Source organism: Rhodococcus sp. 06-1474-1B, assembly GCF_002258885.1.
GTDB classification, from domain to species: domain Bacteria; phylum Actinomycetota; class Actinomycetes; order Mycobacteriales; family Mycobacteriaceae; genus Rhodococcoides; species Rhodococcoides fascians.
The window spans coordinates 311,554-335,015 of sequence record NZ_NOYR01000032.1; the positions used below are offsets into that span (position 1 = coordinate 311,554).

Below are 23,462 nucleotides of genomic sequence, written 5' to 3' on the forward strand. Positions count from 1 at the left end.
TCGTAGTGGGCTACGAGTTTCCACGCACATGGGCTTTGTAGAACTCAGTTGTTTGCAGGAAAGCCGAGATCGATACCGCCGTGGCTGGGATCGAGCCAGCGACTGGTGACGGCTTTGCCTCGCGTGAAGAAGTGCACTCCTTCGGTGCCATGAGCGTGGCTGTCGCCGAACAAACTGCTCTTCCAGCCACCGAAACTGTAGTACGCCATGGGAACGGGGATCGGCACATTGACACCGACCATGCCGACCTCGACCTCGTTCTGGAAACGCCGCGCCGCCCCGCCGTCGTTGGTGAAGATCGCCGTGCCGTTGCCGTACGGATTGTCGTTGATCAGGGTGAGGGCTTCGTCGTAGGTCTCCACACGCACGACCGAGAGCACAGGACCGAAGATTTCGTCGGTGTAGATGCTCATGTCCGGTGTCACATGGTCGATGAGCGTGGGGCCGAGCCAGAATCCGTCCGCAGCCCTGTCGGGTTGGACGGTGCGGCCGTCGACGACGATCGTGGCACCGGACGCCTCGCCTGCGTCGACATAGGACGCAACCTTGTCGCGGTGTACCCGGGTGACGAGCGGGCCCATGTCGGCGCCGCGGGTGCCGTCGCCGGTGACCAGTGGCGTAGTGCGTTCGGCGATCTTGGCGACGAGCTCGTCGGCGATCTTCCCGACGGCCACGAGAGCCGAGATGGCCATGCATCGCTCACCCGCCGAGCCGAAGCCGGCGTTGACCATGGCGTCCGCGGCCAGGTCGAGATCTGCATCGGGGAGGACGACGGCATGGTTCTTGGCGCCGCCGAGGGCCTGAACACGCTTGCCGTTGGCGGTGCCTGTCGAGTAGACGTACTGAGCGATGGGCGTCGATCCGACGAAGGAGACCGACTTGATCTTCTTGTTCTCGAGCAACTCGTCGACGGCCTCCTTGTCTCCCTGCAGCACGTTGAACACGCCGTCGGGCAGGCCTGCCTCGGCCCAGAGCCGCGCGAGCCAGATGCTGGCACTCGGGTCCTTCTCCGACGGCTTGAGCACGACGGTGTTACCGGCGGCGATGGCGATGGGGAAGAACCACATCGGCACCATGGCAGGGAAATTGAAGGGGGAGATGATGGCCACCGGCCCGAGCGGCTGACGAATGGAATAGACGTCCACTCCGGTGGACGCATTCTCGGTGTAGCTGCCCTTCAGTAGATGGGCTATGCCACAGGCGAATTCGACCACTTCCTGGCCGCGAGAAATCTCGCCGAGGGCGTCCGAGAGCACCTTGCCGTGCTCGGCCGTGATGATCTCGGCCAGCTCGTTCTTCTTGGCGTTGAGCAGTTCTCGGAAGGAGAAGAGGATCGAGGTGCGCTTGGCCAGGGAGGTGTCGCGCCACGCGGGAAAGGCAGCTGCGGCGGCGTCGATGACGGCCCGGGCATCGCTCCGGTCGGCGAGCGTGAGCGTGCCGGTGACCTCCCCGGTGGCGGGGTTGGTGACCGGCGACGTCCGATCGGAAGATCCGGAAAAAGTCTTACCATCGAGCCAGTGTGAGATGACGTCGGTCAACGTTCGTTCCTTCCATCGGTGTGTCTCGAGTCTCATTGGGATCGATGCACATGTCAAAGGCCAAAATCGCAGATTGCCGTGCATAAATGCACAGGGGGATAGGCTGGGCGAGTGTTCAACCCAGACCACCTCCGCTATTTCCTCGAAGTGTCGAGAACGGGACGTCTGACCGATGCGTCGCGAACGCTCGGCGTGGACCACACCACGGTCGGTCGACGCATCACGGCCCTCGAGAAGTCCGCAGGGCAACGACTTTTCGACCGAACCCCGACGGGATGGCGATTGACCGAGGCGGGGCGCAGGCTGGTCGGGTACGCCGAAACCGTGGAGTCCACGCTGATCGCCGCCTTCGAGGATCAGACATCCGATACCGGATCGCTGCGGGGGACGGTGCGTATCGCTGCCCCGGACGGATTCGGTGCCTTCGTTCTCACGCCGAAGTTGGGTGCGCTTCGCGACAAGCATCCCGATCTGGATATCGAACTCGTCACCGCCACCGAGCACAACTCGTTGGCCACCAGGGAGTTCGACATTGCCATCACGTTGGAACGGCCGTCGCCCAGGTTGGTGGTGGCCCGGCAATTGGCGACCTACACTCTGGCCCTCTATGCCGCCGAGCGATATCTGGCTGCGCAGCCGACGATCGACTCGGTCGACGGTTTGCGTGGGCACACCCTGATCTCCTACGTGGATGCGCTGCTCGACGTAGCGCCGCTGCGCATTCTGGATTCGATTCTGCCCGACGGTCGGGCGCAGATTCAGACCAACAACATCACCGGCCAGTGGATCGCGGCGCGGTCCGGCGTGGGAATTGCGCCGTTGCCCAGCTACATCGGCGAACCGGACGACACGTTGATTCCGGTGTTGCCGGGCCTCGTCTCGGTCGAACGCACCTACTGGACGGTGATTCCGCGGGAGCTGACGGGGTTGGCGCGGGTGAAGGTGGTGGACGATTTCATCGGCTCGGTCGTGGCCGAGGAGCCGCACATGCATGCGGTGCCCGTCGGTCGATAGTCGCGGTCACTAAATGCACGAGATCGGCGGTGGCCGTTGAATTTTGGACGTTCTATGTGTCCGGCGTCTCGTGACGACAGACACACGTGACGCCGACCTCAAAGCAGTGGGAATCGCCCTACCGGCGGGTAACAATCTGTTACGGAACACGTCGGCCACGGCACCGCCGCGGCAGGCCCACAACGATTCTTGGGGGAATCATGACCATGTTCGTAGTAGCAGCAATAGGTTTCGTCGGTATGGCCATTGCCTTGCTCAACGACGGAAGCGACATCGACTTCAGGAGCCGTCAGCTGTCCGGCGCGTACAACCGGCGCTGGGCCTGACCCGTACCGATGCCGCACACCGGATGGCCGGTGGATAGATTCGTGCGATGTGGACACACCCCCGAGCGATCGGATTGCTGGTCGGCTACGGCCTGGATCGAGTGTTCACAGACCCACAGCGCTGGCATCCGGTAGCAGGATTCGGAACGGCTGCCCTTCGCTTCGAAGCTCGGCTCTACCGCGACAACAGGATTGCGGGTGTCATCCATACCGCCGTACTGGTAGGGGGCGTCACCGCACTCGGAATCGCATCCACGCGAGCAGTGTCGCGTCTCGGCCCACCGGCCGAGGCCGCTCTGGTGGCCACCGCGACGTGGGCCGCGCTGGGCGGAACATCGCTGTCGGTGGTAGGTCGCTCGATGGCCGATCACCTTGACCGAGACGACCTGCCCGGCGCACGCGCATTGCTCCCGTCACTGTGCGGACGTGACCCGGCATTCCTCGACTCCGACGGGCTGGCGCGCGCGGCACTCGAATCCATTGCCGAGAACACATCCGACGCGACGGTCGGTGTCGTGATGTGGGGAGCCCTGGCCGGCGTACCGGGAATCCTGGCGTACCGAGCCAGCAACACACTCGATGCAATGGTGGGATACCGGTCTCCGAAATACCTACGTTTCGGATGGGCCGCCGCACGCCTCGACGACGCGCTGAACCTGTTGCCGGCACGAGTCACGGGTGCGGCCACCGTTCTCGCAGCACCGCTGGTGCAGGGTTCTGCTGCACACGCGCTACGGGTGTGGCGACGCGACGCGTCCCGTCATCCCAGCCCCAATGCGGGGGTGCCCGAAGCCGCGTCGGCGGGTGCGCTCGGACTACAACTCGGTGGGCGCACTCAATACCGGCACGGCGTGGAGATCAGGCCGACACTCGGGGACGGTCGAGCGCCCACGGCACGGGACCTTCGGCGAGCAGTCGTGCTGTCGACACGGGTGCAAGAGTTCGCGACGGGTGCGTCAGCGGTTCTTGCCGTATCGATCGGCCAAGCGAGGATCCGTCGGCGTTCTCGCCTGTGATGCCGCGCGGGCCCTGGCCCGCTTCTCGCGTCGGGTCGGAAGAGTGAATTCTTCCTCGTCGTCCGGCGCGGAATCGTCGTCGGACATCGGGTCGGACTGATCGGACATCGCGTCGTTCATCTCGGTTCGAGACATGCGTCGCTCCCGCAGCTCGGCGCGGACGAAATACGCAAGACCCAACGGTGCCATGATGCCGAACGCCAGCCACTGCAGCCCGTAGGACAGATAGGGGCCCGCGTCGGTCTGCGGTAGTTCGATGAGGCCGAGGCCACCGGGCTGACCGTCGTCGAGCTGCAGGTACCCGTCGATCGCGTCGACACCGACCGCTGCTCCGATCTGCTCCGGGTTGATGTTGTACACCTGCAGGCGGCCGTCCTCCTGGATCGGCTCACGTGATGTTCCTTCGGCCTGACGAACGCGGGCATCGAGAGTGACCGGGCCGGTCGGAGCTGCTGCGAACTCGGGCGGTCGCGTTCCCTCCACCGGGAGCACGTATCCGCGGTTGACGAGAACAGTAGGGCCACCGTCGATGACGAACGGAGTGATGACCTCGTACGCGGGCTGATCACGAATGCTGCGCAGCCGCACCAGGGCGTCGGAATTCTCCACGTAACTACCCTGCGCGATCACCCGCCGCCATTCGTCGTCGGCCGCGAAACCGTTCCCGGTGAGAACGTCGGTGATCGGCACCGGATCTGCCCCGACCGATCGGGTGATCAAGTCGTTGCGTGCAGAAGTCGAGGTGTTCTTGCCCAGCTGCCACGGAGCGAGCACGCTGAAGCACAAGAATGCGAACGCCAGCGCGACGGCGGCCAGCACCAACCACTTCGGACGCAGCAAGAACCGTAACTTCTCCACCCCACCACGGTAGCCGGGTCAGGCGGTCAGCCGAGACCGCGCCCAATCGATCAAGCCGGGCACGGCGTCCTCGATCTGTTCTCGCACCTCGGTGAACGCAGAATCCGACGAGTAGTAGGGATCTGCGACCGACGCATCGTCGGCGTCGGGATCGAACGAACGCAGCAGCTGCACCCGATCGGCCGGTGCACCCAACTGCAGTAGAGATCGAGCGTGGCCGGTGTCGAGAGCAACGATCAGATCGGCGGCGAGGTGGTCCGGTCCCACCTGGTTCGCTTCGTGCTCGCTCTCGTAGCCGTGCGCATCGAGTTCGGCGACCGTCCGCGGGTCTGCGCCGTCGCCGACATGCCACCCGTCGATTCCCGCGCTCGACACGCGGACGGCATCACTTAGGCCCGCCTCGCTCAGGTGCGCGGCGAACACCTTCTCGGCCATCGGTGATCGACAGATGTTTCCGGTGCACACGAATGTCACGTGCAGTGGCTCGCTCATCGTGACGCCTGCGTGTTCTGCTCGAGCACGGCGGCCAGTTCGTCCATGTCCGACGCGGTGAACGCCGCGTCGTCGCTCTCACCGTCGATGCCGTAGCCCCATTCCACGTAGACCGCCGGAATTCCGAACCGAGCCGCGCCGTGCACATCGTGGTCGCGGTCGCCGATCATGATCACCCCTGCGGTGCCGCCGTCCGAGGATTCGACGGGATCGATGCCGAGATTAGTCAGCGAGTGCGCGATGACGTCGGATTTCGCTCGCCGCGACCCGTCGTTGCTGGCACCGCCGATGAAGTCGAAGTACCGGGACAAGCCGAAGTGGTCGAGAATCCGGATGGCGAAGCGCTCCGACTTGGACGTCGCCACGCCCAGCCGAACACCGCGATCCTGCAATCGCGTCAGCACTGTCTCGATGCCGTCGAACGCGGTGTTCTCGGCCCAACCCCGCTCGTCGTATCGGTCGAAATAGGCGGCGAGCGCGCGCTGAGCTGCCTCCTCGTCCAGGCCCATCGAGCGCAGCGTGTCGATCAGCGGTGGACCGACGACGAGAGAGAGTTGCTGTTCGGTCGGTTCGGGAGCGCCGACCGAGGCCAGCGCGTGGCGAAATCCTGCGTGAATTCCCGGTGCGGAATCGGTCAACGTTCCGTCGAGATCGAACAGGACAACGGATGCGGGCAGAGCGGCAGACATGGCCTGAGCCTATCGGTGCACGTGACGGCTAGGCTCGTCGCGATGTCCGATACAGCGTCCGGCCCCGATGCACTTCTCCGTCATCACGGGGATCTCGAGGTCGGCTCGGGCCTCGTCGACTTCGCTGTCAACGTGCGCGGTGCCGGCCCGCCCCCGTGGCTTCGTGATCGGCTCGCTGCAGCCCTGAACTCGCTCGGTTCGTATCCATCGGGGGCAGCCGAGCGGGCGGCTCGGGAGCAGGTCGCCGCACACCACGGGCGCTCGCCGGACGAGGTACTGCTGCTCGGTGGCGGAGCCGAAGGATTCGCGATGCTGCCACGGCTCGAGCCGGCCCTCGTGGCAACCGTGCACCCGTCCTTCACCGAGCCCGACTGGGTGCTCGAGCAGGCCGGCATTCCCGTGCATCGGGTGTTACTCCCGCCGCCGTTTCTGCTCGATCCGGGCCTGGTGCCCGAGGCCGCCGACATGGTGATCGTCGGCAATCCCACCAATCCGACGTCGGTGCTGCATCCCCGAGAAGAAGTGCTCGGTCTGCGTAGGCCCGGCCGCACGGTCGTGGTCGACGAAGCATTCGCCGACGCAGTGACGGGAGCAGGAGAGTCGGTCTCCTCGGACAGCGTCGCGGACGTGCTGGTACTCCGAAGCCTGACGAAGACGTGGGCATTGGCGGGGTTGCGGTGCGGCTACGCTCTGGCCCATCCCGACGTACTCGAACGAATGCAGCGGGGCCGTGCGCACTGGCCGCTCGGCACTCTGCAACTCGAAGCAATCCGTGCCTGTACCGAGCCGTTCGCGGTCGAGCAGGCCCGAGCCGACGCCCTGCGGATCGACGCCGAACGTGACGCCATGATCGCGAGACTGACCGCACTCGGTCTCGACATTGCCGGACCGGCGCGAGCGCCGTTTCTTCTGGCGCGGGTCGATGACGCCGACGGGATCCGAGAACGTTTGCGCACGAAGGGAATTGCGGTTCGGCGCGGCGACACGTTTCCCGGACTGGATCGCAACTACCTACGCGTCGCCGTACGGGACTCGGCACACGTCGACATACTGGTGCATGCGTTGAACACCGTTCTGTGAGGAGAGCAATCGACATGGCAGTGACTCTGGCGAACGTCATCGAGGTTCTCGACAAGGCATACCCGCCTCGATTGGCCGAGAGCTGGGACTCGGTGGGATTGGTATGCGGAGATCCGGATTCCATTGTGCGACAGGTGCTCTACGCCGTCGACGTCACCCCGGCCGTCGTGGACGAGGCCATCTCCTGGGGTGCCGACCTCATCGTCGCCCATCACCCTCTGCTGCTCAAAGGAGTCGATTCGGTTGCGGCCGACACCGCCAAAGGCTCGGTGATCCACCGCCTGATCAAGGCCGACTGCGCGCTGTTCACCGCCCATACCAACGCCGACTCGGCCGATCCCGGTGTCTCCGACGCACTCGCGTCGGCCCTCGGTGTGATCGACACCAGGCCACTCGATCCCATTCCTGCTCCGGCGCACGACAAATGGGTCGTATTCGTGCCGTCCGCCGACACTGCGGCGGTGCGCCAAGCGCTGTTCGACGCCGGAGCCGGTGAGATCGGCGACTACAGCGAAGCGAGTTGGCACACCGAGGGGCTCGGCCAGTTCCGGCCGCAGCCCGGTGCTCATCCGACGCTCGGTGTCGTCGGCGAAGTCCACACCGTGACTGAGGACCGAATCGAGGTGGTTGCATCCCGGGCCGACCGCGCCCGGATGCAGTCCGCGCTCAGGCGCGCGCATCCGTACGAGGAGCCCGCGTTCGATGTCTTCGAATCCGCGGCCCTACCGTCGTGCACCGGTCTGGGGCGGATCGGACGATTGCCTGATCCGATGACGCTCGCCGAGTTCACCGATGTCGTCCGAGACGCTCTGCCGGCCACCAGCTGGGGAGTGCGAGCAGCGGGCGATCCGGACGCGACGGTGTCGATCGTCGCCCTGTGCGGGGGAGCAGGGGACTCGTTCCTCGCAACCGTCGCGCGGACCGACGCCGACGTTTATGTCACGTCCGATCTCAGGCATCATCCCGTCGACGAGCACCTGAGGGCGGGTGGGCCCGCGGTGATCGACACGGCCCACTGGGCCTCGGAGTTCCCGTGGTGTGCTCAGGCGAGGAGCATCGTGGACGCCGAATTCGGCGACACGGACGGCTGGAGCAGCAGGGTCAGCGATGTCCGTACCGACCCGTGGACGCTGTGACCGACGAACCCCGCGACCGGGGGACTGGACGGATCCGGCTCGGTACGTTCTGCGCAGCCGGTAGGGTAATCGGAATCAACTTCCATAGTCGCAGGAGTCATCAAGCGTGAACGTCGATCCCAAAGTCCAGGCCTCGCTACTCGAATTGGCCGGTGTGGATACCGAACTCTCGCAGATCGCCCATCGCCGAAAGACCCTCCCCGAGCAGCAGGAGGTCGACAAACTCGAGGCCGAGCGCATCACCCGCAAGGATGCTGCCGTCACGGTGCAGATCTCGATGGACGACCTCGATCGCGACATCCGCAAGCTCGAGGGCGAAGTCGATGCCGTTCGCCAGCGCGAGGCGCGCGACAAGAAGATGCTCGAGAGCGGCACGATTGCGCCCAAGCAGATGACCGAGCTGCAGCACGAGCTGGGCAGTCTCGAACGGCGGCAGAGCATCCTCGAGGAAGAACTGCTCGAAGTCATGGAACAGCGCGAGGCCAGCGAGCGCGACTACGAGCACGCCGGGGCGCAGTTGACGCAGATCGAGGACGAAATGGTCGACGCCGGTCGTCGCCGCGACGACGCTGTCGCAGACCTGGACGTCGCGGAGAAGCGGAGCGCCGAGCGTCGCGAGGCATTGATCTCGGGTATGCCGGCCGATCTGCTGGCGCTGTACGAGAAGCAACGCGCACTGACCGGTCGTGGCGCAGCGTTGCTACAGGCCCGCCGATGCGGCGCATGCCGAATAGAGCTCGATCGCAACGAAATTGCGAGCATCGCCAACAAACCTGCCGACGCTCTGGTTCGTTGCTCCGAATGCAACGCAATCCTGGTGCGCACCAAGGAGTCCGGAATTTGAGTGCCGCGCAACGGGTCGTCGTCGAAGCCGACGGCGGCTCCCGCGGCAACCCGGGTCCCGCCGGGTACGGAGCCGTGGTGTTCTCGGCAGATCGCAGCGAGGTGTTGGCCGAACGCCGGGAGGCGCTGGGAATCGCAACGAACAACGTGGCCGAGTACAGGGGCCTCATCGCTGCTTTGACGGCAGCCGCGGACGTCGGTGCCCGCGAGGTCGACGTTCGGATGGACTCCAAACTCGTCGTCGAACAGATGTCGGGACGCTGGAAGGTCAAGCATCCCGACATGATTCCGCTCAATCGCCGAGCGGCGGAGCTTGCTCGGACGTTCGATCACGTCACCTTCCAATGGATTCCGCGGGAGCAGAACTCACACGCCGACGGTCTGGCGAACGAGGCGATGGACGCCGCGGCCAAGGGGATCGACCTCCCTGATCTGCCCGATTCCGAACCGGCCGCGAAGCAACCCGCGGCGGCCCCCGGGTGGACCGGTGCAGTGGGCGACCCCACCCGAATGTTGTTGTTGCGCCACGGCCAGACCGCGCTGTCGGTCGACCGGCGATACTCGGGTCGCGGAAATCCGGAACTGACCGAGCTGGGGGTTCGACAGGCCACCGCTGCAGCGGCACGGCTCGGCGGACACGACGACATCGCAGCGATCGTCTCGTCCCCCCTCGGCCGCGCCCGACAGACCGCCGACGCCGCGGCAGGTGCACTCGGACTCGACGTGACCACCGTCGACGATCTGACCGAAACGGACTTCGGCGACTGGGAAGGTCTGACCTTCGCGGAGGCGAAAGACCGCTATCCCGAACAACATCGGGCCTGGCTGGGTGACACCTCGGTGGCCCCGCCCAACGGTGAGAGTTTCGACGCAGTGCGCACTCGAATCGAAGCGGCACGCGATCGACTGATCGGAGAGTACGCGGGCAAGACGATCGTCGTCGTGACACACGTGACGCCGATCAAAACACTGCTGCAACTGGCACTGGACGTCGGACCGTCACTGCTCTACCGAATGCACCTGGACCTCGCGTCGCTGAGCATCGCCGAGTTCTACCCCGACGGCGGGGCATCGGTGAAATTGGTCAACGACACGTCTCACCTGACCTGACCCTGTGGAGGTGCGGGTCTCAGATCTGCAGCGCCAGCCACAAGCCCGCCACTGCACCGACGATGGTCAGGGGAGTCGTGATGACGCCGAGAATGGTGAACGTCCTCAGATCCGCCGGCTCGTCGTTGGCCGATGCGACGCGTCGCCACAACATGATCGCCAGTGAACCGACGTAGGTCAGGTTAGGACCGAGGTTCACGCCGATCACCATGGCCAACAGCAGCGCCGGGGGAGCGTCCGCGCCGAAGGCCGCCAGCAGCAGCAATGTTGCGGGCAGGTTGTTGACGATGTTCGACGCCACCGCCGCAATGGCAGCTGCGGCCAACAGGGACGCGAAGGTGGTGTCGGACGGCAGAATTCGCGCCAGCCAGTCGCCGATCGGGCCCGTCGTCACGCCGAGCACGACGATGCCGAGAAGGAAGACGAAGCCACAGAAGGGCAGATCGGCACCGCGCAGGATCGCGCGAGGCGTGGTGTGGCGAGCTCGAAGTGCCGGGATCGCGAGCGCAATCGACCCCACGGCAGCCACCCAGAACGGTTCGATATCGAACAGTCCCGCGACGGCAAATCCGACGAGGGTCGCGCCCAGGATGGCGAGCGTGCTGCGCGGTGCTGGGACGTCGTCAGTGCTGTGTTCGGTCGCGGAGTCCGTCGGTGTCGCAGTGCGGGTCAGATCCTCGCGGAAGAAGATCAGGAACACCGCCAGTTCGATGGCGACCGCGAAAATCCACGGTAGCGCCATCAGTGCGGTGAAGTGCAGGAAGGTCAGGCCCGTCGCAGCGAAGGCCAGCAGGTTGGTCAGATTCGACACCGGCAGCAAGGTCGACGCCGAATTGGACAGGTGCGCAGTGGCGTAACTGTGTGGACGCGGCGACATCCCCAGGATCCGAGCGGCACCGACGATGGCCGGTGTCAGCAGAACAACGGTGGCGTCAAGGCTCAGTACGGCTGTGGTGGCAGCGGCAGCGGCGAACACGAGGGTCAGCAGTCTGCGGGGGCTGCCCTTGGATCCGCGGCGTAGCTTCGCAGCGATCCAGGTGAACACACCGAGGGCATCCGACAGATGCGCCAGGATCAGGATGAACGCCAGAAAGACGACGGTGGGTGCGAGTTCGAGTACCTGCTCACGGGCCGCGTCGAGGCTGACGAGGCCGACGAGAAGAACAACTGCGGCCGCTGGAAGTGCAGCAACGATCTCGGGAAGACCGCGCGGGCGAACGATGGCGAAGACGAGAACGGCGGCGACCAATGCCGCAGCGAGAACGGTCACGCGAGAATCTTCACGAGAGTGCGGACGTTCCGCGTGGTGGTCGTGGCCTTGTACTTCGCCTTCGCCGTGGCTTTTCCGAACGTACTGTCGGTGGTGTTGCCCTTGCGCACCTCCCAATAGAGCACGCTGTTCCCCTCGGCAATCCTCTCGAGATCGGGGTCGAGTTCCACTGCAAGAGCGGACAATTCGGTCAAATGGCTATCGTCGTTACCGAACACCACATAAGGATGCCAGCCCTCCCGTTCGGCGTCGAACGGGTAGGGCTCCACTATCGCCCTCAGTGTCGGGACGTCGAGTACGACAACCCAGGCTCGGTAGCCGAACGCCTCGGCGAGCGTTCTCTCCACCTGTGCTTTCAGGGCGGCGGCCGCCAGCGGCGACTGCAGCAGTACGTTGCCGGTCGCCAGAATCGTGCGGACATTCGTGAAGCCGGCCGAGGCCAGAGCTGCGCGGAGGTCGACCATCTTGATGTTGATGCCGCCGACGTTGATGCCGCGCAGCAGCACAACCCATTCACTCATGGAAGGAACTGTAGTGAAGCGCACGAGAACAACCGTTGAAGTCAGCAGTTAGTAACCAGTAACTTGGCGGTATGGCGCAGAGAGGACGGATGACAGGCCCGGAACGACGGCAGCAAATACTGCGGATAGCGGCAGACGAATTTGCATCGTCCGGACTGCACGGCGGTTCGACCGACAGGATCGCCCGCGAAGCAGGGATCACCCAGGCCTACATCTTTCGAATATTCGGAACCAAGAAGGCACTCTTCTCCGAGCTGGTGGTCGCGTCGTTCGACCGCGTGGCGGATGGGATGCGCGAGGCGGCAGGTACTGCCACCGGTCAGCAGCCTTGGCCTCGATGGGGGAGTGCTATTACGCCATGCTCGAGGATCGAACCTCACTCTTGCTGCAGCTGCAGGGGATCGCCGCGTGTGGCGACGAAGAGGTGCGCGACGCCGTTCGAGAGGCGTTCGGCCGGATGTGGAACACCGTCGTAGAGGTCACCGGTCTCGACGCCGTGACCGTCAAAGCGTTTCTGGCGTTCGGCATGCTGCTCAACAGTGGCGCGGCCCTGCAGATTCATGACGTCGACCAACCCTGGGCGAACGGAGTGGGCACTCGTATCCACGCCGGATTGTTCGACCACATCACGAGCGAGACGAACCGTTGATCTCCGGCTCCGAGCACGACGAATCACGAATGTTCGTGCCTTCTCTGTTGTTCGTCGGAGTCGTCGTCGCCGCTGTCGGTAGCCTCGGTGCCCCGCTGATCACCAGCGTCGCAACCACTTTCGACGTCTCCCTCTCCAGTGCACAATGGACGTTGACCTTGGCTTTGTTGACCGGTGCCGTCACGACACCGGTTCTGGGCCGCCTCGGATCGGGTCCGCATCGACGGGCAGCAATCCTCGGGACACTGGGCGTCGTCTCGGCCGGAGGCATTCTGACCGCACTGCCGCTGTCCTTCTCCTGGCTGCTCCTCGGCCGCGCAGCCCAGGGAGTGGGACTGGCCCTGACTTCGATGCTGATGGGTGTGGTGCGAGATCATCTGTCCGACAAACGGTCCGGATCGACCATCGCTTTGTTGTCGGTCGCGTCTACTGCGGGTGTCGGTGTGGGCTATCCCTTGTCGGGGTTTCTGGCCGAGCACGGCGGTCTCCGGCTCGCATACGGATTCGGTGCTGCGATGACGGTCATGGCGTTTGCCGTTGCTCTGCGAGTTGTTCCTGCCTCGACGCGCACGCGTGCGACCCGGATCGACGTTCCGGGTGCGGTGCTGCTGGCGCTCCCTCTCACCCTGGTGCTCGTTCTCATCAGTGAGACCGCGCTGTGGAGGAGCCGCCCTTGGACGGCGGGGGTGCTGGCTGCAATCGCGGTCGTCGCTGCGGGCATATGGGTACGCGTCGAAATGAGAAGCTCGGCGCCGCTCGTCGATCTTCGGTTGTTTCGTCACAGGGCCGTGGTCGGAGCGAACGTCGCAATGTTTCTCGGCGGCATCGGAATGTATCTGCTGCTGACCCTCGCTACGCGCTACGCGCAGACGCCTTCCGGTGCCGGATACGGTTTCGGCCTCGACGTGTTCGCGGCGGGCCTCGTCCTGGTTCCGTTCTCGGTGTTCGGATTTCTCGCCGGCAAGCTGGTACCCAGAGCGCTGCGTCGGGTGGGGGCAGGCAGCGCGCTGACGGTCAGCGCACTGATCGTTCTGGTGGCTCTCGCCTTGTTCGCCGGTACCCGCGCCGGCATCGTTGAACTCTGTGCGGTGATGGCGATTCTGGGTTTCGGAGTCGGAAGCTTTTCGGCCGCGCTGCCGGCCGTGGTGCTGCCGGTGGTGCCCTCCGCGGAGACCTCGAGCGTCATGAGTATCAACCAGGTGGTGCGCAGTGTCGGATTCTCTTTCGGAAGCGCGGTCGGTGGTCTGGTACTCGCCGCCGGAACGAGTCCGGGCTCCACCTTCCCCGGAGAGGATGCCTACACGTCCGCCGCCTGGGTGGGGGTGGTCGTCACCGCTGCCGCGGCCATCGTGAGTGCCTCTGTTCTTCATGGCCGGGCAATCGCCGGGCATCCGACGTGAGACGGGTAGAGTACGCAATCGCGAACGAGTTGGCTGGACGGCTGCGGCTCGAAGTACCGACGGACAGGTTCCGTTCCGCTTCGGGCCGAGGAAAGTCCGGACTCCACAGAGCAGGGCGGTTGTTAACGGCAACCCGAGGTGACTCGCGGGACAGTGCCACAGAAAACAGACCGCCTGCGGTTCGGTTCTTCGGAAACGAAACGCAGGTCAGGGTGAAACGGTGCGGTAAGAGCGCACCAGCATCCCAGGTGACTGGGGTGGCTAGGTAAACCCCGCCCGGAGCAAGGTCGAAGGCTGCACCGCGCAAGGGGTGCAGCTGCGCAGGTGCTCGAGGGCTGCTCGCCCGAGCCTGCGGGTGGACTGCTCGAGGTACCCGGCAACGGTGTGCCCAGATGGATGGTCGTCTATTCGATCTCGCGAGAGCGGATCGATGCACAGGATCCGGCTTACAGGCCGACTCGTTCGCACTCCAATTTCTCGCGCGGTACACCTGCGGCGTGGCTGTATGGGGCACACTGGAAGTCATGACCGACGACGACAGCTCCTGGTACTACGACATCAGCACCAAGCAGGTTGTGCAGGGCAAGGAGACCAATGCCCTCGACCGCATGGGTCCGTATCCGGACAAGGCCACCGCAGAGCAGGCGCTGAAGATCGCAGCCGCCCGCAACAAGGCCGCCGACTCCGACGACGACTGGAACAACTGACGGTGCTGCTCACCCGGCTGAGGGCTCCGAACTTCGATTTCGAGTCCATCAGATCCGAGTTCGGTCTGTCCGATGTCTTCGACGCAGACGTGATGCGCGAAGCGATCGAAGCCCGAGACCTGCACGCCGACAGCAGAATCGACCGCACCGACATTCCTTTCGTCACCATCGACCCACCCGGCTCGAAGGACCTCGATCAAGCCGTACACATCGAGAAGACGGCCAACGGCTTGGTGGTGCACTACGCGATCGCCGACGTGGGTGCGCTGGTGATGCCGGGGGGAGCGCTCGACGTGGAAACCCGCCGACGCGGCCAGACGTACTATCTCCCCGACGGATCTGTTCCGTTGCACCCGCGTGAGTTGTCGGAGGGCTCGGGAAGCCTGTTGGAGGGACAGACTCGCTGCGCTGCATTGTGGACCATCGAACTCGACGACGTCGGTGAAGCCGCGGCGTGGACCGTCACTCGGGCGCTCGTGCGTTCGACCGCGCGTCTCGATTACGCGGGAGTGCAAGCCGACTTCGACGCCGGCACACCGCACCCGTCGATCGCTGCCCTTGCCGAATTCGGACACCTACGGGCGGAGGCAGCGAGGCGTCGAGGAGCCATCGACATCACGCTCCCCGAGCAGGAAGTGGTTCCGGACGGGCACGGTTGGCGAATCGTTCTGCAACCGCGAACAGCAGTGGACGGCTGGAACGCCGAGGTGTCCTTGCTGACGGGCATGTGCGCAGCCAGAATCATGCTCGACGCCGGAATCGGCATCGTACGCACGCTTCCGCCCGCACCGCCCGAGGCCGTCGAGACCCTGAAGAAGACCGCGAACGCACTCGGAATCGAGTGGCCCGCCGGCGCGTCCGCCGGCGCGGTACTCGCCGGCCTGCCCACCGACGAACCGTCGACTCTGGCGATGATGACTCAGGCCACGGGATTGCTTCGGGGAGCCGACTATTCGGCGTTCGACAGTCGAACTCCGAACTCGACCATCGATGCACCCGGCACCGACGATTCCGTCGAACACTCGGGTATCGGAGCGCCGTACGCCCATGTGACGGCCCCGTTGCGACGGCTGTCGGATCGGTTCGCCACCGAGGTGTGTCTGGCCGTGGTCGCCGGTGTGCCCGTCTCCGAGTGGGCGGCGCAGGCGCTGCCGGAGCTACCGGCGATCATGCGTGGATCGGATTCTGCAGCATCGAAAGTGGACCGAGCCTGCATCGATCTGACCGAAGCGCACGTGCTCGAAGATCGCGTAGGTCATACGTTCGACGCAGTGGTGCTGCGCGGTGCCGAGGGCAAGCGTGACGCCGAGGTGCTCGTGTCCGAACCGATCGTCATGGGCAAGTGCGACGGCGAGCCGCCTGCGGGGGAGTCGGTGAAGGTCCGATTGACTCGGGCCGACACCGACTCGCGCACAGTCCGATTCGACTATCCGTCTGTCACGGCCTGAATCGGTCGGTCGCCTCGACCAGGTGGTGGACGATGCCCGGCTCGGCCGCAGAATGGCCGGCATCGTCGACGATCACCAGATCTGCACTCGGCCAGGCCTTGTGCAGTGCCCACGCGCTCGTGGCCGGGCACACCACGTCGTAGCGGCCCTGCACGATCACACCAGGAATACCGTCGAGCAGGTGCGCGTCGCGTAGCAACTGGTTCTCTTCGAGGAAGCATTCGTTGCGGAAATAGTGGTTCTCGATTCCGGCGAAGGCGCGAGCGAAACGCGCATCCGAATTATGCTGTACAGCATCGGGTTTCGGGAGCAGGTAACTCGTCGCTGCCTCCCACGACGACCACGCCACCGCGGCCCGGGTCGCGGCAGCGTCGTCCTCGGACATCAACTGTCGGTGATATGCCTCGACCAGATCCCCGTCTCGTTCGCCCTCCGGAATGGGGGCGAGAAACTCCTCCCACAGGTCCGGGAAGATGTGTCCGGCACCGCCGCGGTAGTACCAGTCGATCTCCGACGGCCGGACGAGGAAGATTCCTCGTAGCACGAGTCCTCGTACCCTCTCGCGATGCGTCTGTGCGTAGGCCAACGACAACGTGGAGCCCCAGGATCCGCCGAACACCAACCAGGTGTCGATGTGCAGGTGCTCGCGGAGTTTCTCCATGTCGGAGATCAAGCGATCGGTGGTGTTGACCGACAGATCTGCCCCGTCGGCAATATGTGGGGTCGACAGCCCGCAGCCTCGCTGATCGAACAACACGATGCGGTAGACCTGCGGATCGAAGTAGCGACGCTGCAGTGGATTGGTGGCACCGCCGGGACCGCCGTGCACGAACACCACCGGTTCGCCGTCGGGGTTGCCGGAGATCTCCCAGTAGATCCGCTGCCCTTCGCCGACGTCGAGGTGACCGGTCTCCACGGGCTCGATCTCCGGGTACAGGGTGCGCATCCTAGAAACCGACCAGACCGGAGGCCAGATCCGGGATGTCGAGGGAGCGGATGGCTTCGTCCCGCACGTCCGAGCACGTTTCCTTCGTGATGTCGTCGACGAGCGCGCGATTCTGCACCACCTGGAGATTGATGACGCCGCTCTGCGCAGCCCAGGTCTGCACCAGAATGTTCAGACCGCCGCGGCCGAGAGTGGGGCCCTGCACGCGCCAATTCGACAGCTGCGCCTCGAGATCGGTGCACAGCTGCTGCTTCTGGGCATCGGTGACAGCTGCTCCCGCAGGAGTCGTCGTCGCCACCGTCGTGCTCGGAGCGGTCGTCGTGGTCGACGACGAACCGGTATTGGTCGTGTCGGTGCTGCATGCCCCCACTACGGCGAGAAGCGCAGCCGCACCGACCAGTGCGACTGCGCTTCGTCCTGCAATGGACGTCGTACCCCGTCTGATTGTCATGGCCCGAGTGTGCCATCCGAACCGGGATCAGACGACGACGGTCAGTAGCTGTGTTCGGGTCCGGGGAAGACTCCCGAGCGCACCTCGGACATGTACGTGGTGGCTGCGGTGCGCAGCGAATCGCCCACGTCGGCGAATTTCTTGACGAACTTGGCGGTCTTGCCGTTGGTGTATCCGGCCATGTCCTGCCACACGAGAACCTGAGCGTCGCATTCGTTGCCCGCTCCGATGCCGACCGTCGGGATCGTGAGCTTGCGGGTGACCTGGCCGGCGATGTCGGCGGGGACCATCTCCATGACGACGGCGAAGGCACCTGCCTCCTGCACGGCGATGGCGTCGGCGACGAGTTGTTCGGACGCGTCACCGCGACCCTGAACGCGGAATCCGCCGAGGGTGTTGACGCTCTGCGGGGTGAATCCCACATGGGCCATGACGGGGATGCCGGCAGCGGTGATGGCCGCGATCTGCGGTGCGACCCGCTCGCCACCCTCGAGCTTGACAGCGCCTGCGAGGCCTTCCTTCATGAAACGAACAGCGGTTTCGAGGGCCTGCTGCGGTGAGGCTTCGTAGGTACCGAAGGGCAGATCTGCGACGACGAGCGCGTGCGGTGCGCCGCGTACCACTCCACGTACGAGAGGAAGCAACTCGTCCACGGTGATCGGCACGGTGGTGTCGTAGCCGTACACGACGTTGGCCGCGGAGTCACCGACGAGAAGCACAGGCACGCCGGCTTCCTCGAAGATGCGGGCGCTGGAGTAGTCGTACGCCGTCAGCATTCCCCAGCGCTCACCCTCTGCCTTCATCTGCAGCAGATGGTGGGTACGGGTCTTGCGGGTCAGCGCGGTCGCCGGGGATTCGGTGGACGAACCGCCGTACACAGCATTTTCGGACATCTTTGTCCCTTTCTGGTCCTCGAGGCCCGCGCGGCGGGTCCCCGGGATGGGGTGTGATGACGTGACCAGTCTGCCACCGCCCTTCCGTCGCAGGAATGCTGGTAGGGAGTGCAATTTGTCACAGTCGAGGCAACAGCCGATCGTCACATCGGGGGCTCGGACGCGCCCCTCCCGACCGTGATCGGCATCCGGCGGTCGCGTCCGAACGCCCGCGACGTGACCTTGGTGCCGATCGGATACTGCCGCCGCTTGTATTCCGCCGTGTCCACCTTGCGCACGATGTCCGCCACGACGGATGCGTCGAAACCCGCCGCGACGATGTCTGCGACGCCCTGATCGTGGTCGACGTACCGAAACAGGATGGCGTCGAGGGTGTCGTAGTCGGGCAGTGAATCGGTGTCGAGCTGACCCGGCCGAAGCTCGGCCGAGGGCGGCTTGTCGATGCTCGATTCGGGGATCGGCGGGACGTCTCCGCGGTCGATCGCGGACTCGTTGCGCCAGCGCGCCAATTCCCAGACCAGCGTCTTGGGCACGTCCTTGATCGGTGCGAAGCCGCCGACCGCGTCGCCGTAGATCGTCGAATATCCCACCGCCAGTTCGGACTTGTTCCCGGTGGCAAGGACCAGATGACCGAAGGTGTTGGACAGCGCCATCAACACGATTCCCCGGCATCTCGCCTGGACGTTCTCCTCGGCCACGCCGGTCAAGTGCAGCTGGTAGACGAAGCCGGCGACCATCTGGGAAATCGGTTCGGTTCGAAAGTGAATGCCGGTGCGCGCGGCGAGATCCTCGGCATCGATGCGCGAATGCTCCGAGGAGAACTCCGAGGGCATCGACACTGCGTACACCGCGTCAGCGCCGAGGGCATCGACGGCGATGGCGGCGACGACCGCCGAATCGATTCCACCGGACAGACCGAGGGTGACCGCACGAAAGCCGTTCTTGTGCACGTAATCTCGTAGCCCGGTCACCAACGCGCCCCACACCTGTTCCTCGGTGCCGAGGGGCTGAGCCAGGGACGGCTCGGTACGCTGCCAGCCGCTGATCGCGACGTCGGGCAGAGCGACGCGATCAATGGTCCAGCCCGCCACCGCGGGGGAGTCCGCGACCGGATCCGCGGGGGCATCCACGTCGACGATCAACAAGTGCTCGACGAATTGCGGAGCCCGGCCCCACGTCGAGCCGTCGGGACCGAGCACGAGACTTCCCCCGTCGAACACCAGCTCGTCCTGACCGCCGACCGCGTTCACGTACGCGATGGGGGTCCCGATCTCGGTGGCTCGGCGCTGGACGACAGAGTGGCGAATCGTGTCCTTCCCCTGCTCGAAGGGACTCGCGTTGAGGCACAGCAGCAGATCGACTCCGGCCGAGGCGTAGGCGGCCACGGATCCGCCGGGTTGCCAGATGTCCTCGCACACAACGAGTCCGAGTCGCACGCCGTTGACCGTCACGATGCTCAACCGGGAGCCGGGCGCGAAATAACGTGCCTCGTCGAACACCCGGTAGGTGGGCAATGAATGCTTGTCGTACCGAGTTGCGACCCGGCCGTCGACGATCACCGCCGCGCTGTTTCTCGAGCCCTCGACATCGCGGTCGAGATACCCGACCACGACGATGCGGTCGCCGCACCCCGCTCGGTCCAGGGACTCCGCCAGCCCCGTCAGTGCCCGCGCCGATGCCGCGGCGAACGACGGATTCAGCGCCAAATCCTCGACCGGATACCCGGTCAGGGCCATCTCCGGAAACACGACCACGTTGGCACCGTCATGGGCGGCACGGACGGTCCATTCGACGATCGCCGCCGCATTCGCTTCGAGATCGCCGACGACGGGATTGATCTGGGCGAGGGCGAGTCTGAGGGCCTGCACCGTGTAGACGCTAGTGCTCGACGGCCGTCCCTGCCGGGCAGCGAGAATGGAGTGTGGCGGGAAAGACCTGGCACGATCGACTCATGAGAACGCGCACCACGACGTCGGTCGTGGCACTGTCCGCAGTCGGCCTCGTCCTCGCCGGCTGCTCCGCGCCCGGGCCCGGTGCCGACCCCGATCCGTCCACCGCGTCCGACTCCACGTTCTCGGCTCCGGCCGGTCCTGTTCCTGCTGGGCTCGAGGCGTTCTACACCCAGAATCTGCAGTGGGAATCGTGCGAGTCCTACAACACCGATGGGTCCGAACTCGGCGACACAGTCCAGTGCGCCCGAGTGACCGTGCCACTCGACTACGCCGATCCGGGCGGCAAGACCATCGAGATCGCGATCTCTCGGACACAGGCGACGGGGGAGAAGATCGGGTCGATCCTGATGAACCCGGGCGGTCCGGGATCGTCGGGGCTCTATCTCGCCGAGCAAGCCGACGGCACCCCGATCGCCGACCGGTTCGACCGCATCGGATTCGACCCACGTGGGATCGGGGCCTCCGAACCCGAAGTGCGCTGCCTGACGTCCGAGGGAGTCGACGACGAGCGTCGGGAACCGGACGTCGACGTCAGCCCGGAAGGGATCGCCGCCACCGAAGCCGATCATCGTGACTACGCGGCGCAATGTGTCGAACGCACCGGTGCCGACGTGCTCGAACACGTCGGCACCCGCGAAGTCGTCCGCGACATGGATGTCATCCGCGCAGTGTTGGGCGACGAGAAGCTCACGTACGTCGGGTACTCGTACGGGACACGCATCGGTACCGCCTACGCCGAGGCGTTCCCGTCGAACGTCCGGGCCATGGTGCTCGACGGAGCACTCGATCCCGACCAATCGCCCGTCGACGAGGCCGTCGCCCAGGGTGCGGCGTTCCAGACCGCGTTCGACCAGTTCGCTGCGGACTGCACGCAGACGGACACCTGTCCGCTCGGAACCGATCCGTCCCAGGCCGTGGCGCAGTTCCGGACATTGGTCGACCCGCTGGTCGACACGCCCGCCGACACCACCGATCCGCGCGGACTGAGCTACGACGACGCGATCACCGGAGCGCAACAGGCGCTGTACTCACCGCAGCTCTGGCGCTTGCTGCGAGCTGGACTGAGCGAACTGCGAGAGGGCAGGGGAGACACACTGCTGCGCCTCGCCGACACCTACTCCGGGCGACTCGAAGACGGTAGCTACACCAACATCGACGACGCGTTCAACGCCGTCCGATGCGTCGACGGCCCGCCGACCACCGACCGGGGGGAGGCCGACGAGGCCGACGCCAGGTTCCGAGCGGCAGCGCCGTACCTCGACGACGGCCGCTCCACCGGGAACGCGCCGCTGGATCTGTGTGCGTTCTGGCCGGTGCCGAACACCAGCGAGCCCCACATCGTGGAGGCGGAGGGGCTGCCCACGCTGGTGGTGGTCTCGACGACGAACGATCCGGCGACGCCCTACCAGGCGGGCGTGGAACTGGCCGACCAGCTGCGCGGCGACCTGGTCACCTACAACGGCACTCAACACACGGTGGCGTTCTCGGGAGTGGAGTGCATCGACGATCCGCTGACGAACTACCTGGTGGACCTCGTCCCACCAGGCGAAGGGCTGGTCTGCTGACACCTACCTCACCGGGCGCGCGGTGAGCGGAGAGTTCCACGAAGTGAGACTGAATTCACGATGTAACACAGATTTAACTCCGTTTGCTTACTCTCGCGTTCATGGATCGTCAAAAGGAATTCGTGCTCCGGACTCTCGAAGAGCGCGACATTCGTTTCGTCCGCCTCTGGTTCACCGACGTCCTCGGGTACCTCAAATCGGTGGCCATCGCACCCGCTGAACTCGAAGGTGCATTCGACGAGGGAATCGGCTTCGACGGCAGCGCCATCGAAGGGTTCGCCCGCGTTTCCGAGGCCGACACCGTCGCCAAGCCGGATCCGTCGACGTTCCAGATCCTGCCGTGGTCGACCAGCAAGGGTCACCAGCACTCTGCCCGCATGTTCTGCGACATCGCCATGCCCGACGGCTCGCCGTCCTGGGCCGATTCGCGCCACGTGCTGCGTCGCCAGCTGAGCAAGGCTGCCGACCTGGGATTCAGCTGCTACGTGCACCCCGAGATCGAATTCTTCTTGCTCAAAGACGCTCCCCAGGACGGCTCACCGCCGACCCCGGCAGACAACGGCGGCTATTTCGACCAGGCCGTGCACGACTCGGCTCCGAACTTCCGCAGGCATGCCATCGACGCGCTCGAGTCGATGGGCATCTCGGTCGAGTTCAGCCACCACGAGGCAGCGCCGGGCCAGCAGGAGATCGATCTGCGGTACGCGGACGCACTGTCCATGGCCGACAACATCATGACCTTCCGCTACGTGGTCAAGGAAGTCGCTATCGAAGAGGGCGTGCGCGCGACGTTCATGCCCAAACCGTTCAGCGACCAGGCCGGCTCGGCGATGCACACGCACATGAGTTTGTTCGAGGGCGACGCCAACGCCTTCCACAACCCGGACGATCCGATGCAGCTGTCCGAAACCGGCAAGTCCTTCATCGCCGGCATCCTCGAGCACGCCAACGAGATCAGTGCCGTGACCAACCAGTGGGTCAACTCGTACAAGCGTCTCGTGCGTGGTGGCGAAGCCCCGACCGCTGCATCCTGGGGACCGGCCAACCGGTCGGCATTGATTCGTGTGCCCATGTACACCCCGAACAAGGCGTCGTCGCGACGCGTCGAGATTCGTAGCCCCGATTCGGCCTGCAACCCGTATCTCGCGTTCGCGGTGCTGCTCGCGGCAGGCCTGCGCGGAATCGAGAAGGGGTACACCCTTCCTCCCGAGGCCGAGGAAGACGTGTGGGCATTGACCTCCGCGGAGCGTCGCGCCATGGGCTACAAGGAACTGCCGGGCAACCTCGACCAAGCGCTCAACGCGATGGAGGGTTCCGAGCTGGTCGCAGAAGCACTGGGCGAGCACGTGTTCGACTTCTTCTTGCGCAACAAGCGTCGCGAGTGGGAGGAATACCGCAGCCACGTCACGCCGTACGAGCTGAGGGCGTACCTCGGTTTGTAGAGCAGCGGGGTCTGTAGCAACCCACCGCTGCCATGGGCTACGTTCTAGTCGATCCCGAATGTAGGTTCGATGCCGGCGTGGGCACCCTCGCGTCGCATTACTGACGACGAGGTATA

General features: G+C 65.0%; 24 protein-coding genes and 1 other RNA gene. 15 read left to right on the plus strand and 10 right to left on the minus strand.

Going from position 1 to position 23,462, the window contains the following annotated elements; translation table 11 throughout:
• Positions 1–44: 44 nt before the first annotated feature.
• Complete coding sequence (locus CH266_RS19345) at positions 45–1,574, minus strand: CoA-acylating methylmalonate-semialdehyde dehydrogenase (protein ID WP_094715959.1); 1,530 nt, start codon at positions 1,572–1,574, stop codon at positions 45–47.
• Positions 1,575–1,649: 75 nt separating this feature from the next.
• Here CH266_RS19345 and CH266_RS19350 point away from each other — a divergent pair, with 75 nt between their 5' ends.
• The 3 genes from CH266_RS19350 to CH266_RS19355 all read left to right on the plus strand — a co-directional run bounded on the left by CH266_RS19350 (position 1,650) and on the right by CH266_RS19355 (position 3,894).
• The gene (locus tag CH266_RS19350) at positions 1,650–2,552 is read left to right on the plus strand and encodes a LysR family transcriptional regulator (protein WP_032384613.1); all 903 of its coding nucleotides are present in this window, start codon (positions 1,650–1,652) and stop codon (positions 2,550–2,552) included.
• 200 nt (positions 2,553–2,752) lie between these two features.
• A complete protein-coding gene (locus CH266_RS25950; RefSeq protein ID WP_255032530.1) occupies positions 2,753–2,878 on the plus strand; it encodes a hypothetical protein in 126 nt (41 codons plus the stop codon).
• A gap of 47 nt (positions 2,879–2,925) precedes the next feature.
• Positions 2,926–3,894 carry a cobalamin biosynthesis protein gene (locus tag CH266_RS19355; protein ID WP_094715960.1) on the plus strand — a complete coding sequence of 323 codons (969 nt, stop codon included), beginning with the start codon at positions 2,926–2,928 and terminating at the stop codon, positions 3,892–3,894.
• Here CH266_RS19355 and CH266_RS19360 read toward each other — a convergent pair.
• Genes CH266_RS19360 through CH266_RS19370 form a run of 3 tightly spaced genes read right to left on the minus strand, consistent with a single transcriptional unit; the run spans position 3,835 to position 5,933 of the window.
• Positions 3,835–4,752, minus strand: a complete 918-nt coding sequence (locus CH266_RS19360) for an SURF1 family cytochrome oxidase biogenesis protein (RefSeq protein ID WP_094715961.1) — start codon at positions 4,750–4,752, stop codon at positions 3,835–3,837. The genes CH266_RS19355 and CH266_RS19360 overlap by 60 nt on opposite strands.
• A gap of 18 nt (positions 4,753–4,770) precedes the next feature.
• Entirely contained in the window at positions 4,771–5,244 is a 474-nt protein-coding gene (locus CH266_RS19365) for a low molecular weight protein-tyrosine-phosphatase (RefSeq protein WP_176457143.1), read from the minus strand.
• Complete coding sequence (locus CH266_RS19370) at positions 5,241–5,933, minus strand: HAD-IA family hydrolase (RefSeq protein ID WP_094715962.1); 693 nt, start codon at positions 5,931–5,933, stop codon at positions 5,241–5,243. Before CH266_RS19370 ends, CH266_RS19365 begins: the two co-directional genes overlap by 4 nt.
• A 42-nt stretch (positions 5,934–5,975) precedes the next feature.
• Between CH266_RS19370 and cobC the strand changes: the two genes are divergently transcribed.
• The 4 genes from cobC to CH266_RS19390 all read left to right on the plus strand — a co-directional run bounded on the left by cobC (position 5,976) and on the right by CH266_RS19390 (position 10,102).
• On the plus strand, positions 5,976–7,013 hold the full coding sequence (cobC, locus tag CH266_RS19375; RefSeq protein WP_094715963.1) for an Rv2231c family pyridoxal phosphate-dependent protein CobC: 1,038 nt from the start codon (positions 5,976–5,978) through the stop codon (positions 7,011–7,013).
• Between the two features lie 14 nt (positions 7,014–7,027).
• Positions 7,028–8,149 (plus strand): Nif3-like dinuclear metal center hexameric protein, encoded by a 1,122-nt coding sequence (locus tag CH266_RS19380; protein ID WP_094715964.1) that lies wholly within the window; start codon positions 7,028–7,030, stop codon positions 8,147–8,149.
• A gap of 106 nt (positions 8,150–8,255) precedes the next feature.
• Positions 8,256–8,993 carry a zinc ribbon domain-containing protein gene (locus CH266_RS19385; RefSeq protein WP_027497425.1) on the plus strand — a complete coding sequence of 246 codons (738 nt, stop codon included), beginning with the start codon at positions 8,256–8,258 and terminating at the stop codon, positions 8,991–8,993.
• Positions 8,990–10,102, plus strand: a complete 1,113-nt coding sequence (locus CH266_RS19390; protein ID WP_240933721.1) for a bifunctional RNase H/acid phosphatase — start codon at positions 8,990–8,992, stop codon at positions 10,100–10,102. Before CH266_RS19385 ends, CH266_RS19390 begins: the two co-directional genes overlap by 4 nt.
• A 19-nt stretch (positions 10,103–10,121) precedes the next feature.
• Here CH266_RS19390 and CH266_RS19395 read toward each other — a convergent pair whose 3' ends face one another.
• On the minus strand, positions 10,122–11,372 hold the full coding sequence (locus tag CH266_RS19395; RefSeq protein ID WP_094715966.1) for an SLC13 family permease: 1,251 nt from the start codon (positions 11,370–11,372) through the stop codon (positions 10,122–10,124).
• Positions 11,369–11,893: a DUF1697 domain-containing protein gene (locus CH266_RS19400; protein WP_094715967.1), complete on the minus strand. Its 525-nt coding sequence runs from the start codon at positions 11,891–11,893 to the stop codon at positions 11,369–11,371. The genes CH266_RS19395 and CH266_RS19400 overlap by 4 nt, the downstream gene beginning before the upstream one ends.
• An 89-nt stretch (positions 11,894–11,982) precedes the next feature.
• Between CH266_RS19400 and CH266_RS19405 the strand changes: the two genes are divergently transcribed.
• From CH266_RS19405 to CH266_RS19425, 6 genes are all read left to right on the plus strand, one after another.
• The gene (locus tag CH266_RS19405; RefSeq protein WP_255175967.1) at positions 11,983–12,369 is read left to right on the plus strand and encodes a TetR/AcrR family transcriptional regulator; all 387 of its coding nucleotides are present in this window, start codon (positions 11,983–11,985) and stop codon (positions 12,367–12,369) included.
• Positions 12,252–12,542 carry a hypothetical protein gene (locus CH266_RS25955; protein ID WP_255175977.1) on the plus strand — a complete coding sequence of 97 codons (291 nt, stop codon included), beginning with the start codon at positions 12,252–12,254 and terminating at the stop codon, positions 12,540–12,542. The genes CH266_RS19405 and CH266_RS25955 overlap by 118 nt, the downstream gene beginning before the upstream one ends.
• A gap of 29 nt (positions 12,543–12,571) precedes the next feature.
• Entirely contained in the window at positions 12,572–13,942 is a 1,371-nt protein-coding gene (locus CH266_RS19410; RefSeq protein WP_052054888.1) for an MFS transporter, read from the plus strand.
• 25 nt (positions 13,943–13,967) lie between these two features.
• An RNA gene (gene rnpB / locus CH266_RS19415) (RNase P RNA component class A) lies at positions 13,968–14,407 on the plus strand.
• 59 nt (positions 14,408–14,466) lie between these two features.
• On the plus strand, positions 14,467–14,649 hold the full coding sequence (locus CH266_RS19420) for a hypothetical protein (RefSeq protein ID WP_027497419.1): 183 nt from the start codon (positions 14,467–14,469) through the stop codon (positions 14,647–14,649).
• A gap of 2 nt (positions 14,650–14,651) precedes the next feature.
• On the plus strand, positions 14,652–16,097 hold the full coding sequence (locus CH266_RS19425) for an RNB domain-containing ribonuclease (protein ID WP_032382794.1): 1,446 nt from the start codon (positions 14,652–14,654) through the stop codon (positions 16,095–16,097).
• Here the strand turns inward: CH266_RS19425 and pip are convergent.
• From pip to CH266_RS19445, 4 genes are all read right to left on the minus strand, one after another.
• Positions 16,087–17,043 carry a prolyl aminopeptidase gene (gene pip, locus CH266_RS19430; protein WP_032382795.1) on the minus strand — a complete coding sequence of 319 codons (957 nt, stop codon included), beginning with the start codon at positions 17,041–17,043 and terminating at the stop codon, positions 16,087–16,089. The two genes, CH266_RS19425 and pip, sit on opposite strands and share 11 nt — an antisense overlap.
• A gap of 1 nt (position 17,044) precedes the next feature.
• Entirely contained in the window at positions 17,045–17,494 is a 450-nt protein-coding gene (locus tag CH266_RS19435) for a hypothetical protein (RefSeq protein ID WP_045841259.1), read from the minus strand.
• Positions 17,495–17,535: 41 nt separating this feature from the next.
• A complete protein-coding gene (gene panB, locus CH266_RS19440) occupies positions 17,536–18,387 on the minus strand; it encodes a 3-methyl-2-oxobutanoate hydroxymethyltransferase (RefSeq protein WP_032368131.1) in 852 nt (283 codons plus the stop codon).
• A 143-nt stretch (positions 18,388–18,530) separates the two neighbouring features.
• On the minus strand, positions 18,531–20,255 hold the full coding sequence (locus CH266_RS19445) for an NAD+ synthase (protein ID WP_094715968.1): 1,725 nt from the start codon (positions 20,253–20,255) through the stop codon (positions 18,531–18,533).
• 83 nt (positions 20,256–20,338) lie between these two features.
• Between CH266_RS19445 and CH266_RS19450 the strand changes: the two genes are divergently transcribed.
• Positions 20,339–21,904, plus strand: coding sequence for an alpha/beta hydrolase (locus CH266_RS19450; protein WP_032382916.1), 1,566 nt, complete (start codon positions 20,339–20,341; stop codon positions 21,902–21,904).
• A 101-nt stretch (positions 21,905–22,005) separates the two neighbouring features.
• Positions 22,006–23,346 (plus strand): type I glutamate--ammonia ligase, encoded by a 1,341-nt coding sequence (glnA, locus tag CH266_RS19455; protein WP_027497412.1) that lies wholly within the window; start codon positions 22,006–22,008, stop codon positions 23,344–23,346.
• The last annotated feature ends 116 nt before the right edge of the window (positions 23,347–23,462 follow it).

What these genes read in the sequence shown, in the direction of transcription:
- CH266_RS25955 (WP_255175977.1), top strand. Translation starts at nt 12,252, where the DNA reads ATGCTCGAGGATCGAACCTCACTCTTGCTGCAGCTGCAGGGGATCGCC.
- CH266_RS19355 (WP_094715960.1), top strand. Translation starts at nt 2,926, where the DNA reads ATGTGGACACACCCCCGAGCGATCGGATTGCTGGTCGGCTACGGCCTG.
- CH266_RS19370 (WP_094715962.1), bottom strand. Translation starts at nt 5,933, where the DNA reads ATGTCTGCCGCTCTGCCCGCATCCGTTGTCCTGTTCGATCTCGACGGA.
- CH266_RS19450 (WP_032382916.1), top strand. Translation starts at nt 20,339, where the DNA reads ATGAGAACGCGCACCACGACGTCGGTCGTGGCACTGTCCGCAGTCGGC.
- cobC (WP_094715963.1), top strand. Translation starts at nt 5,976, where the DNA reads ATGTCCGATACAGCGTCCGGCCCCGATGCACTTCTCCGTCATCACGGG.
- CH266_RS19365 (WP_176457143.1), bottom strand. Translation starts at nt 5,244, where the DNA reads ATGAGCGAGCCACTGCACGTGACATTCGTGTGCACCGGAAACATCTGT.
- pip (WP_032382795.1), bottom strand. Translation starts at nt 17,043, where the DNA reads ATGCGCACCCTGTACCCGGAGATCGAGCCCGTGGAGACCGGTCACCTC.
- CH266_RS19435 (WP_045841259.1), bottom strand. Translation starts at nt 17,494, where the DNA reads ATGACAATCAGACGGGGTACGACGTCCATTGCAGGACGAAGCGCAGTC.
- CH266_RS25950 (WP_255032530.1), top strand. Translation starts at nt 2,753, where the DNA reads ATGACCATGTTCGTAGTAGCAGCAATAGGTTTCGTCGGTATGGCCATT.
- panB (WP_032368131.1), bottom strand. Translation starts at nt 18,387, where the DNA reads ATGTCCGAAAATGCTGTGTACGGCGGTTCGTCCACCGAATCCCCGGCG.
- glnA (WP_027497412.1), top strand. Translation starts at nt 22,006, where the DNA reads ATGGATCGTCAAAAGGAATTCGTGCTCCGGACTCTCGAAGAGCGCGAC.
- CH266_RS19400 (WP_094715967.1), bottom strand. Translation starts at nt 11,893, where the DNA reads ATGAGTGAATGGGTTGTGCTGCTGCGCGGCATCAACGTCGGCGGCATC.
- CH266_RS19345 (WP_094715959.1), bottom strand. Translation starts at nt 1,574, where the DNA reads ATGAGACTCGAGACACACCGATGGAAGGAACGAACGTTGACCGACGTC.
- CH266_RS19420 (WP_027497419.1), top strand. Translation starts at nt 14,467, where the DNA reads ATGACCGACGACGACAGCTCCTGGTACTACGACATCAGCACCAAGCAG.
- CH266_RS19380 (WP_094715964.1), top strand. Translation starts at nt 7,028, where the DNA reads ATGGCAGTGACTCTGGCGAACGTCATCGAGGTTCTCGACAAGGCATAC.
- CH266_RS19405 (WP_255175967.1), top strand. Translation starts at nt 11,983, where the DNA reads ATGACAGGCCCGGAACGACGGCAGCAAATACTGCGGATAGCGGCAGAC.
- CH266_RS19410 (WP_052054888.1), top strand. Translation starts at nt 12,572, where the DNA reads ATGTTCGTGCCTTCTCTGTTGTTCGTCGGAGTCGTCGTCGCCGCTGTC.